At 48.8% G+C, this 12,335-nt stretch carries 11 protein-coding genes; all 11 read left to right on the top strand.

Features of this window, described 5'->3' with window-relative positions; all coding sequences use genetic code 11:
• Positions 1–9: 9 nt before the first annotated feature.
• On the top strand, positions 10–984 hold the full coding sequence (locus ACQKPA_RS15675; RefSeq protein ID WP_427493537.1) for an ABC transporter ATP-binding protein: 975 nt from the start codon (positions 10–12) through the stop codon (positions 982–984).
• Complete coding sequence (locus ACQKPA_RS15670) at positions 984–1,949, top strand: ABC transporter ATP-binding protein (protein WP_427493536.1); 966 nt, start codon at positions 984–986, stop codon at positions 1,947–1,949. The genes ACQKPA_RS15675 and ACQKPA_RS15670 overlap by 1 nt, the downstream gene beginning before the upstream one ends.
• 215 nt (positions 1,950–2,164) lie before the next feature.
• Positions 2,165–3,136 carry a D-alanyl-D-alanine carboxypeptidase family protein gene (locus ACQKPA_RS15665; protein WP_427493535.1) on the top strand — a complete coding sequence of 324 codons (972 nt, stop codon included), beginning with the start codon at positions 2,165–2,167 and terminating at the stop codon, positions 3,134–3,136.
• A gap of 241 nt (positions 3,137–3,377) precedes the next feature.
• Positions 3,378–4,364 carry an LCP family protein gene (locus ACQKPA_RS15660; protein ID WP_427493534.1) on the top strand — a complete coding sequence of 329 codons (987 nt, stop codon included), beginning with the start codon at positions 3,378–3,380 and terminating at the stop codon, positions 4,362–4,364.
• 223 nt (positions 4,365–4,587) lie between these two features.
• Entirely contained in the window at positions 4,588–5,022 is a 435-nt protein-coding gene (locus tag ACQKPA_RS15655; RefSeq protein WP_427493533.1) for a CBS domain-containing protein, read from the top strand.
• Positions 5,023–5,284: 262 nt separating this feature from the next.
• Positions 5,285–5,587 (top strand): MazG-like family protein, encoded by a 303-nt coding sequence (locus tag ACQKPA_RS15650; RefSeq protein WP_174819218.1) that lies wholly within the window; start codon positions 5,285–5,287, stop codon positions 5,585–5,587.
• A 5-nt stretch (positions 5,588–5,592) separates the two neighbouring features.
• Positions 5,593–6,510, top strand: a complete 918-nt coding sequence (locus ACQKPA_RS15645; protein WP_427493532.1) for a DUF2232 domain-containing protein — start codon at positions 5,593–5,595, stop codon at positions 6,508–6,510.
• Positions 6,511–6,521: 11 nt separating this feature from the next.
• The gene (locus tag ACQKPA_RS15640) at positions 6,522–8,522 is read left to right on the top strand and encodes a DHH family phosphoesterase (RefSeq protein ID WP_427493531.1); all 2,001 of its coding nucleotides are present in this window, start codon (positions 6,522–6,524) and stop codon (positions 8,520–8,522) included.
• Positions 8,519–8,962, top strand: coding sequence for a 50S ribosomal protein L9 (gene rplI / locus ACQKPA_RS15635; protein WP_071219349.1), 444 nt, complete (start codon positions 8,519–8,521; stop codon positions 8,960–8,962). Before ACQKPA_RS15640 ends, rplI begins: the two co-directional genes overlap by 4 nt.
• 1 nt (position 8,963) lies before the next feature.
• Positions 8,964–10,328, top strand: coding sequence for a replicative DNA helicase (gene dnaB, locus ACQKPA_RS15630; RefSeq protein WP_071219350.1), 1,365 nt, complete (start codon positions 8,964–8,966; stop codon positions 10,326–10,328).
• A 352-nt stretch (positions 10,329–10,680) separates the two neighbouring features.
• A complete protein-coding gene (locus tag ACQKPA_RS15625; protein ID WP_427493530.1) occupies positions 10,681–11,970 on the top strand; it encodes an adenylosuccinate synthase in 1,290 nt (429 codons plus the stop codon).
• The last annotated feature ends 365 nt before the right edge of the window (positions 11,971–12,335 follow it).

The following is a 12,335-nucleotide window of genomic DNA, read 5'->3' as shown; positions in this document are numbered from 1 at the left end:
GATGCGAATATGGCAAAAGAATTAGTTGAATTCCGTAATTTAAAAACGCATTTTCAAACCTCCGCAGGCACCGTGAAAGCCGTCGACGATGTAAGCTTCAAAATCCGTGAGGGTGAAACACTGTGCGTGGTGGGTGAGTCGGGCTGTGGAAAAAGCGTAACAGCCATGTCTCTTATGCGTTTAATTGATACACCTCCAGTTGGAGGAGAGATTCTATATGAAGGCAAGGACCTGTTGAAGATGAGCAAGCGCGAAATGAGTTTGATTCGCGGTAACGATATCGCTATGATCTTCCAGGAACCAATGACCTCCCTGAACCCGGTATTAACGATCGGGGAACAGATTGTAGAACCGATTCTGCTGCATCAGCTCGTAAACCGCAAAGAAGCTAAACAACGTGCCATCGACCTCATCAATCTGGTAGGAATACCGCGTGCGGAGAAGATTTTTGACTCCTATCCGCATGAGCTCAGCGGCGGTATGCGCCAGCGGATAATGATCGCAATTGCGCTTAGCTGTAATCCCAAACTTCTGATTGCTGACGAGCCAACAACAGCGCTTGATGTTACGATTCAGGCCCAGATTTTGGATCTAATGCGCGACATCAAAGGGAAGCTGAATACATCCATTATGCTGATTACGCATGACCTTGGTGTCGTAGCGGAGATGGCGGATTATGTTGTTGTTATGTATGCAGGAAAAGTCATTGAAGAAGCCCCGGTCATTGAGCTCTTCAAGCAGCCGAAGCATCCATATACCAGGGGGCTTTTGAAAGCTAAGCCCGTCATTAATCAGACCCAGGAACGTCTGTATTCAATTCCGGGACAGGTACCCAATCCGGTAGATCTTGGAGACAACTGTCATTTCCATGATCGCTGTGAATCATGCATGCAGATTTGTAGAGAGAAGACGCCTCCGCTCGGTACGGATCCTAACGGCCATAAGGTCGCTTGCTGGTTGTATGAAGAGGAGGGGAAAGCGTAATGAGTCAAGCACTGATCGAAATCGATGGTTTGAAGAAATACTTTCCCATCACCGGCGGCATATTGCAGCGGACGGTGGGCAATGTAAGAGCAGTTGACGGAGTCAGCTTTTCCATTAACAAAGGTGAATCCTTCGGGCTTGTAGGTGAATCCGGCTGCGGCAAAAGCACCATTGGCCGAACCATTCTCCGTCTGCTGGAGAAAACGGAAGGTAAAGTTATCTTTAATGGTCAGGATATCCATACATTGTCCAAAGAGAAAATGCGTGCACTGCGTCCGAAGATGCAGATCGTGTTCCAAGATCCTTTCAGTTCCCTGAACCCAAGAATCAAGGTTGGCGAAGCGATCGGCGAAGCACTCATTGACCATGGCTTAGTTAACCGTAAGGATCTTAAGGCTCGCGTGATTGAAACGCTTGAGATTTGCGGCCTTGCTGCCTATCATTATGATCGTTATCCGCATGAATTCTCCGGCGGACAGCGTCAACGGATCGGGATTGCCCGCGCATTGATTCTGAATCCAGATTTTATTGTAGCGGATGAGCCGGTCTCCGCACTGGATGTATCGATTCAGGCGCAAATCATCAACTTGCTTAGTGATTTGCAGCGCGATAAACAGTTGACCTACTTGTTCATTTCGCATGATCTCAGTGTTGTAGAGCATTTGTGCAACCGAATTGGGGTAATGTATCTGGGATCGATGGTGGAAATGGCTAGCAAGGAAGAATTGTTCCGCAACCCACTGCATCCATATACGAAAGCCTTGCTATCGGCTGTGCCAGTACCGGATCCAACGCTGAAGCGCGATCGAATTGTACTGAAAGGCGACATTCCGAGCCCGGCGAACCCGCCATCAGGCTGCAAGTTCCATACTCGCTGTCCGCTGGCTTCAGACCTGTGCAAGCAGGAGATTCCAGAGTATCGCGATATGGGTAACAATCACTTCGTTGCTTGTCACTACGCATAATATGACTCTTCATATCTAAAGTTTCTGACAACAACCAGAGCGATTATTAGAAAAAAATTTCTAGGGGGACTTCCTCCGTCTGCGGACGGACGGGGGTCTTTTTCATTTCTGAGTGGTTAATTGAACGTTTTTACAAAAATTCCTAATTAAAATTTTTGAAAAAAAGCAGACTAAATGCCCTCTTTATCCGTCTATTATTATGGAGGGCTAATTCTATGAAAAAACGGTGGCTTTGGTTGGTCATGATGTTGTTAATGATCGTCCCGATTGGGGCGGTTGTCATAGGAAATATAGAACGAGCGGGGTTTAAACCGAAGGTGGACGCGCGAGCGGTTGTCTTGATGGATTTAAACACCGGGCGTATTTTGCTCAGCAAAAATGGCGATATACCTTTACCGCCGGCAAGCATGTCCAAGTTGATGACCGAGTTGGTTATTCTGGATGATATCAAAACCGGAAACAGATCCTGGGACGATGAAGTCATAATAAGCGATCTCGCAACGGACGTCAGAGGGATTAAGATTGCCCTGAAATCGGGCGAAATTCTGACGGTGCGCGAATTGTTTCAGAGCATAACGGTTTATTCGGCCAATGATGCGGCCGTAGCGCTTGCCGAGCATTTTGCAGGCTCCGAGGAAGCGTTTGTCCGAAAAATGAATGCCAAGGCAAAAGAGATTGGCTTATCCAGCGCTACGCGATTCGTGAATGCATCGGGAGTCGAGCGAAGCACAGCCAACGATCAAGCCTGGTCATCGGAAGGGGAAACGGCGATGACCGCAGAGGATACGGCCAAGCTGGCAGCGCATTTGATTCGAAGCCACCCGGATATTCTTAGCACCTCCAGCAAGACCCAAACCAAGATAAGCGGACGGAATTTATATTTAAGCAATACCAATTGGATGCTGCCATCGGTAGGAGGCCCTTATTCCTATGAAGGCACTGACGGATTAAAGACAGGGTATACGGCGAATGCAGGATACTGCTTCACGGGAACTGCGGAGAAACAAGGCAGTCGGCTTGTTGCCGTTGTCATGGGTACCGAGTCCAAAGAAGCAAGATTTGAAGAGACGCGAAAGCTATTTGACTACGGATTTGCTAAAACGTTAACATGGAGAGAGCGGCTGGATGACTGGTTTCAATATTCGGGGATCTCAGCTGCTCTTACGCATGATAAGAGACCTGTTTAGCAGATCGCTGAAGATTTGGTAGATTTATAGAACTGCCCGCGAAGGGTTCACATTTGACAATAATCTGGTTTACAATAGATGATGTGTGAAACTGGCCTACTGATATGAAGTGAGTCAACGGGAGGAATTCCCGTTTAATAAGGAGAGGAGGGTGAGCCAAGTAGCTTGGGGTGCAAGCAAGGACCTTTAACGATCTGACTTATCCATTAATTTATTTTATAATAAAGAAGGAATTGAACTCATGAAGAGGAAATCAATATATATTACTCTCGCTTTGGTCATACTGCTTGGCTCAACCGCGTTTTTATTCAGAACGCAGCTAGCGGTTGTTGCATTTGATCTGTTTATGGCAAAGGATGTAGAGGAATCTTTACAGAAATCGTATAAACCGCTCCAGAGCGACAAGACACCTGAACCTGTTGTACTCCAGAGCGAGCCGTTCTCGGTTATGCTGCTCGGGAGTGACCAGCGTGAGGATGAACCTGCGCGTTCGGACACGTTGATCTATGCGGTTGTGCGTCCCATGGAGTCCAAAGTGCTCTTAATTTCGGTTCCAAGGGACACGTATGTCGATATTATCGGTAAGGACAAGAAAGATAAGATTAACCACGCGTTTGCATTTGGCGGTCATCAAATGGCCAAAGATACGATGGAGGCATTTTTTGAGGAAGATCTTAATTATTATGCTTCCATTAATTTTCAGGGCTTGAAGGATGTTGTTGATGCCATTGGGGGCGTGGAGCTGCCGATCGGCAAGGATATCGTTAATAAAGGCAGAGACCATGAGAAATTCACGATTGAAGCCAACAAACCGATTTATAACGGTGAAGAAGCATTGAATTATGTCCGTTATCGGGAGGACAGCGACTTTAATCGTGCGAAGAGACAGCAAGTGTTTTTGGACGTAGCGGCCAAGCGGGTGATGAAACTTGATCAGATCGGCAAGGTGCCTGAATTGATTGAGATCATGGGTGATAATTTCCAGACCGATATGCAGCCCAAGTTCATTATTGACCTGGCGAAGCAGATGCTGACCGGTGGCAAAGTGGATATGACCAGCTATACGATCATGGGGGAAGGCATGAAAATTGGCGGCGTCTATTATAACGAGCCCGACATGGAAGACGTGCAGGAAGCCCGGGATCTAATTGACAATTGGATGAACCCCGATACGCCGGCTGACCAACTGCTGCAGCCTAAAGATGCTGAGAAGCAAAAGTTGAAATAAATAAACACCGGTACACCCGGATGATGTCATAGTACGTTGCTTCATCTCAATCAGCAGTCGGATGGCTGCTGATTTTGTGCCCTATATAAGGAATCAGAATGACGAAGTTAACGTATGTATGAGTATGGATAGGGGAAGGAGTAACCTGCATACCTAGGCTTTAAATCAGGAAGGTTACTTAACATGACTTCAGAGGTTGGAGTCATAAGGAGGATAATGCATTATGAATATCGCTTTTTTTCTATTACCAAAGCAGGAAGTGATCTGTTTAACACTGGATTCTACGCTCAGGCAGACGCTGGAACGGATGGAGTTTCACCGATATACAGCTGTGCCCGTACTGGATAAGAACGGCCAGTACGCAGGGACTGTAACGGAAGGTGACCTGTTATGGCATATGAAGAATTCGGAAGGCAAAATCACTTTTGAGAACGCTTCGAAATTTTTACTGAAAGATGTTCCTTTTCGTATGGATATCAAGCCGGTGTCGATTGACGCCCGGATGGAGGATCTGATAAATCTGGCCAAGGTGCAGAACTTTGTACCTGTCGTGGATGATATGAACCGCTTTATCGGCATTGTACGCAGAAGCCTCATCATAGAGTACTGTGAACGAATTGTCTCCAAGGAGACAGTGGAGTCCCACGGGGCATCATAATCAAGCAGGCTTGAAAATAAACAAGGGCGTGGGACCACGGATGACAATGTGGGTAACACGCCCTATTTTTATAGAAACGGGATGCAGCGAAAAAGCGGGGAGGAATAACCGGGGCCCGATTGGAGTACAAAGAGAAGGTGGGTTACCGAGTGCCGACTGGGACTAAGGTTGGACAGGGTGCATGGGCCTTTGTGTGGGCGGCTTTTTTTTATGCTATAATGGAGAATAAAGCTGTTTTCAGGGAGAGATGGATATGCCAAATATGCCGAAGGACTTGGATGTAGCTAAACGTGCCAAAGTGATTGAGTGGCTCAAAACCGAAGTAATTGACAATGTATCCCGGTTATTCAAAGCTCTATGGGAAGGCAGCACTACAAAGGTTGGAGACAGTTTGGTAAGCCTGATGATGAGCTCATACATACTGGGCCGAAGGCTCGGCTTGACCTATCGGGATTTGGATGATCTCTTGTTAGAGAAATTGAAAAAGCATAAGCAGGAAGGACATCAGCTGGAAGATTGGTATCAGGATATTTCCGCGCTCGAAGAACATTTGCGTAAGAGGTGAACATATTGAAACTGCGCTGGACTACGGCGGTATGGAGCGTTATTTATTTGCTACTGCTGCTATCATTACTCACACCCTTTTCGATCGTAACGGCTTTCTTGTTAGTTCTGCCGGTTGCGATTCTGTTTACGGCTTTGAATACAAAATCATTTATCATGCATGTGGTGCCAGTGTGGCTGATCGCGCTTCTGATTCACCCCATTTATGTGTTATTTGCGATCTATTTTGCCATTCCGGGGATTGTCATGGGGTATTTGTACCGGAAGCGGAAGGCAGCTATGCAGGTATTGAAGTATGGAATGGCTGTCATGCTGGTGGAAATGCTCGTTCTGCTTATGATCAGCACAGCCTTCTTCCAATTAAATCTGTCGGAGTATGTGGATGAGATTGTGAAGATGACGACGGCTCCGCTCACTGAGATGGGTGTAGAAGGAGGCCTGGGAGGACAGTTCCTTGGCACCGAACTCGATACACAATTAATTAAAGATCAAACGATGCGCTTGGTTCCATTTGCGATGATTATCAGCTCGTTCCTTATGACGGTAATAACCCATGCTTTGGCTCGTCCGACGCTGGGCAGCATGGGCTTGTCCGTGCCGCGGCTGAAGCCGGCTAGAGAATGGATGCTGCCGCGTTCCCTGATCTGGTACTACTTGCTCATTTTTTTCATCAACATAGCAACCGTCAATTCGGACAATACCTTCATGAAGATGATAGTGGCAAACGCTACGCCTTTGCTGCAGATCTGCTTCATGATCCAAGCGCTGGGGTTCTTCTACTATCTCACTCACGAACGAAAGTGGCATCCGATTGTACCGCTTTTGACGGCTATACCGATTGTGCTGTTCCCGCCGGCTATGATTATCGGAATCCTGGACCTGGCATTTCCACTTCGTCAGGCGTTTAGTAAAACCAAAAGATAGGGTGATGAGTCATGCCTAAATTTCTGCAGAAGCGCTGGCACGGCTATCATACCGTCTGGGCGTTTGCGCTGGTGCTTCTGCTTGTTATTTTTCTGTCGTTCTACAATACCATTCTGGGGCTGGTAGGTCTGCTGCTTGCGGTGGTCGGCGGTTATGCGATGCTGAAGACGGAGATGAAATTCCGCCGCGAGCTGGTCGATTATATTGGGGATCTGTCATTTCGGATTCAGCGGGTCGAAGGCGAAGCGGTCAGCGTGCTGCCATTTGGCATTGTCCTGTACAGCGAGGACAAGACCGTGGAGTGGCATAACCAATTCGTGATCAATATGTTTCCACAGCAGTCGATGGTCGGCGTATCCTTAGATGAGCTGTTTCCCCAGCTGGTTGTCGCGATGAAGGAAGCCCAAGAGAAGAAGGATAACAAGGAGAAGCTGCCGAAAGAAATTCGTCTGGAGATCTCCCACGAGGATAAGTTCTATGGAGCAACGGTCATTCCGGATGAGCGATTAATCTATCTGGATGAAATTACCGAGCTGGCGGTGCTAAGGCAGCGGTATGAGGATGAGCGATTGGCCTTGGGCATTATCATGATGGATAACATTGATGAAGCCTCGCAGGGGATGGATGATCAACAGCGGACGGCGCTGATTGCGAAGGTAACCAGTGAGATTACCGATTGGGCGCGTGAATTCAACGTCTATTTGCGGAGACTTTCCTCGGACCGTTACTTGATGATGCTCAACCACAGGTCGCTTGATGCGCTGGAGAACAGCCGTTTTCTTATTTTGGATGAAGTCCGGGAGATGACCGCCGATCTAAAGGTACCGCTGACGCTAAGTGTTGGTCTTGCTTTCGGTTCAGACGACATTACGGAGCTTGGGCAGTTGGCACAATCCAGCTTGGATATGGCACTTGGCCGCGGCGGAGATCAGGCGGCTGTCAAAGCGGGCCAGAGGCTCTCCTTCTATGGCGGTAAATCCAATGCAGTGGAGAAACGGACTCGCGTAAGAGCACGTGTTATCTCCCATGCGCTGCGTGATTTGATGCAGGAGAGCGACAAAGTGATCATTATGGGTCATAAGCTGCCGGATATGGACGTGGTCGGCGCTGCAATCGGCGTGTTGAAAGCAGCTCAGATGTATAAAGTGGAGGCTTATATCGTGATGGAGGGAATGAATCCGTCCATATCGAGGCTTATGGAAGAGGTCCGGAAGGACGAAGCCTTAATGAACAGATTCATCTCCACCGAGCAAGCGATGCAGATCATGACAGAGCATACATTGCTCGTTGTGGTTGATACGCATAAAGCCTCCATGACGATGGAGCCGCGGCTGGTTCATCGCGCAAGCCGGGTCGTTGTAATGGATCATCACCGGCGCGGGGAAGAGTTTATTAGCGATGCGGTGCTGATCTATCTTGAACCGTATGCTTCATCAACCTGCGAGCTGGTTACGGAGGTGCTGCAGTATATTCACGAACGGGTATCCCTTACTCCGGTTGAGGCAACGGCCTTATTGGCGGGGATCACGGTGGATACGAAGCATTTTGCCCTCCACACGGGATCGAGAACGTTCGAGGCTGCCGGTTTCCTGCGTCGTCACGGAGCCGATACGATGATGATTCAGCGGGTACTCAAGGAAGATCTGACAGAATTTATAGCGAAGGCAGAAATCGTGAAACATGCTAAAATGGTATATGACCATATCGCTATTGCGGTATCGAAGAGCGGGGAGCCCATGCCACAGCTATTGATCGCTCAAGTGGCGGATATGCTGCTGAATATGACGGATGTGCAGGCATCGTTTGTCATAAGCGAACGAACAGACGGCAAGATTGGCATTAGCGCCCGCTCCATGGGCAAGATGAATGTTCAGATGATTATGGAACGTCTCGGGGGAGGCGGACATTTAACGAACGCCGCAGTACAACTGGATACAACGCCTGAGAAAGCCGAGGAGAAGTTGATGGAAGTACTGAAGGACATCGAAGCGAAAGAGGGGTTATTTGAATGAAAGTCATTTTCATAAAAGATATGAAGGGTCAAGGCAAGAAAGGTGAAGTGAAGGAAGTTTCAGAAGGATATGCAACAAACTTCCTGATTCCGCGTGGGGTCGCTCGTCCGGCAACCGACGGCAACATGAAAACGCTAGAGCAGCAGCAGGCTTCCGAGGAGAAGCGCAAGGCTCAGGAGAAGGAAGAAGCACAGGCGCTCGGCAAAAAGCTGGAAGAGATGACGGTTGTCCTGAAAGCTAAAGCTGGAGAAGGCGGCCGTCTGTTCGGCGCCATTACCAGCAAACAAATTGCTGAAGCGCTGGCAGGACAGAAGATTAAAATCGACAAACGCAAAATTGAACTTAGCGATCCGATCCGCAGTCTGGGTGTTACCCAGATTCCGGTGAAGCTGCACCCTGACGTCAAGGCGACGCTCAAGGTTCAAATTACGGAGGAGTAATATGGGAGGAGAACTCTATTTCGATCGGGTCCCCCCGCAGAACCTTGAGGCAGAGCAGGCGGTGCTGGGTGCCATTCTGCTGCAAAGTGAAGCGCTGATTACAGCGATGGAGCGGGTGCAGGCCGAGGACTTCTACGACAAAACGCATCAGATGATCTATGAGGTTATGGTGCAGCTCGGGGAAGGCAATCAACCGATCGATCTGGTGACCCTTACATCTCTCCTGCAAGATAAAGGGCAGCTGGAAGAGGTCGGAGGTGTCAGCTATTTAGCAAAGCTGGCCCATGCGGTTCCGACGGCTGCGAACGTGGATTATTACGCCCAGATCATCGAAGAGAAATCGATGCTGCGGCGGTTGATTCGCACCGCAACACAGATTGTCAGTGAAGGATATACCGGAGGAGAAGATGTATCCGGTATGCTCAGCGAGGCGGAGCGGCGCATTCTCGAGATTTCCAATCGGCGCACGGGCAGCGGATTTATTGCGATCCGCGACGTGTTGATGGAAGTATTCGAGAAGGTGGAGGTTCTCCATCAGAACCGGGGGAATACAACGGGAATTCCATCCGGTTTCGTGGACTTGGACAAAATGACAAGTGGATTCCAGCGCAACGACTTGATCATCGTAGCTGCCCGTCCTTCCGTAGGTAAAACCGCGTTTGCATTGAATATTGCCCAGAATGTAGCCATTCGCGCCAAAGAAACCGTAGCGATCTTCAGTCTGGAGATGTCAGCGCCGCAGCTTGTACAGCGTATGATCTGTGCGGAGGCTAACCTGGATGCAGGGGTCATGCGTAACGGTGATTTCAAAGGTGATGAGGATTGGTCCAAGCTTACGATGGGCATCGCAGCTCTGTCGGAAGCCGAGATCTACATTGATGATACACCGGGTGTAACGGTTGCCGATATTCGTGCAAAGTGCCGTCGTCTGAAGAAAGAGAAGGGTCTTGGCATGATCCTGATCGATTACCTCCAGCTCATTCATGGGCGCGGCAAGGCCGGGGAGAACCGGCAGCAGGAGGTATCCGAGATCTCACGTACGCTTAAACAAATCGCCCGTGAGCTCGAAGTGCCGGTTATCGCGCTGTCACAGCTCAGCCGGGGCGTGGAGCAGCGTCAGGACAAGCGTCCGATGATGAGTGACCTTCGGGAATCCGGTTCGATCGAGCAGGATGCCGATATCGTTGCGTTCTTGTACCGGGATGATTATTACAATCAGGAAACCGAGAAGAAGAACATCATCGAGATCATCATTGCTAAACAGCGTAACGGTCCTGTAGGTACAGTGGAACTGGTCTTCCTAAAGAACTTTAATAAATTCGTCAATTACGAGCGAACGCATGCCGACGCCTTTGCTGCCGGATGACGAGTATACAGATTAGCCGCGGTTCTTAGGTGTCTTAACAATATCCGGGGCAGCTTGAATAAAGCTCGAAAGACCAGGCAGATATCTGCCGCTGGTTGTAAGCTAAGGGCATTTCTTATGGCGGTTCCCCAAATAATGCTGCAATCATTCGATAATCTCGTCCTAATTCCGAACAATCGTACACACTGATGTGCGATTGTTCGTTTTTGTATTTGACTTTAAAAATGGGGACTGTTACACTGGTATTGCTGCTTTAGTGCAGTGAGGTTGAAATTTAATCAGTTTGTAAAGGTTATTTCATCAGTGTTTCGCGAAATATTAAGGGTGTAACAGCCCGGGCGGAGGAATGAATATGTCAACGGTAGTCGTTGTGGGAACACAATGGGGAGATGAAGGGAAAGGGAAAATCACGGATTATTTAGCGGAAAGCGCTGACGTGGTAGCCCGTTACCAAGGCGGCAACAATGCTGGCCACACCATTCTGATTGACGGTAAAAAATTCAAGCTTAGCTTGATTCCATCCGGAGTATTCTATAAAGATAAAACCTGTGTGATCGGAAACGGTATGGTCGTTAACCCGGCTGCACTTATTGAAGAGATTAATTATATTCATGATAACGGGTTCAGCACGGATAATCTGGTCATCAGTGATCGTGCTCATGTTATCATGCCTTATCATATGGTATTGGATGCTCTGGAAGAGGACCGGAAAGGTCCGAACAAAATCGGTACAACCCGCAAGGGAATCGGCCCTTGCTACATGGATAAAGCGGCACGTAACGGCATCCGGATCGCAGATCTGATGGATGCGGAAGAGTTCGAACTGAAACTTCGCCATCTGGTGAAGGAGAAGAATCAAGTCATTACCCAGGTGTATGGCGGGGAAGCACTCAATGTTGAAGAGATTTTAGCGCAATACCTGGAATACGCCGAAATCATTCGTAAATATGTGCGTGACACTTCCGTCATCCTGAATGATGCGATCGATGAGAATCAAAAAGTCTTGTTCGAAGGCGCGCAGGGCGTCATGCTGGACATCGATCAAGGCACGTACCCGTTCGTTACGTCTTCGAATCCTTCTGCCGGCGGCGTATGTATCGGCTCCGGTGTAGGACCATCGAAGATTCAGCAGGTGATCGGTGTGGCTAAATCCTATACGACGCGTGTAGGGGACGGACCTTTCCCAACGGAACTGGACAATGAAATCGGGGCGTACATTCGGGAAAAAGGACATGAATACGGCACGGTAACCGGACGCGCTCGCCGCGTAGGCTGGTTCGATAGCGTAGTTGTACGCCATGCCCGCCGTGTGAGCGGAATTACCGGCTTGTCCCTAAACTCGCTGGATGTGCTGAGCGGTCTTGAGACCGTTAAGATCTGTACCGCATATAAATTCCGCGGTGAAGAGATTACGCACTACCCAGCAAGCCTGAAAATGCTTGCCGAGTGCGAAGCGGTATATGAAGAGCTGCCAGGCTGGAGTGAAGACATTACCGGCGCGAAAACGCTGGAGGATCTGCCGGAGAACACCCGCCGCTACGTAGAGCGCGTATCCGAGCTGACCGGCATTCCGATTGCCATCTTCTCTGTGGGTCGCAACCGGGAGCAGACGAATCAAGTGCTTCCGATTTACGAGAAATAATCAAGCGTTGGACCAAGTGAAGAGAGACTAGAAGTTCAACTTCAATGATAAGATTCTATGAACCTGCCGATGATCGTGTCGGCGGGTTTTCTTTTTGGCAAAGAAGGTGGAGATCAGAACGCATCCTGCCGATAACATTGATGCCTAAATGTGGAAGAATTTGTCCCTGCATTTGAATAATATTATCCCTTAGCCGGTTGTCCATCCACCCTATAATGGAGAGAGACATAGAGGACAGCACGCTGATATTTGGAATTGGGGCTAAAGGCAGCGGGTATATGCAGTCAGATCAATGTAGGGTGGACAGAAGCCATACGAATTCAATGAGGCGTGTGGTCTTCTTGAGAGCTGGACAAGGTACATGA

Source organism: Paenibacillus sp. NPDC093718 (assembly GCF_050279985.1).
Classification (GTDB): domain Bacteria; phylum Bacillota; class Bacilli; order Paenibacillales; family Paenibacillaceae; genus Paenibacillus_AQ.
This window is presented reverse-complemented; position numbering and strand designations above follow the sequence as displayed.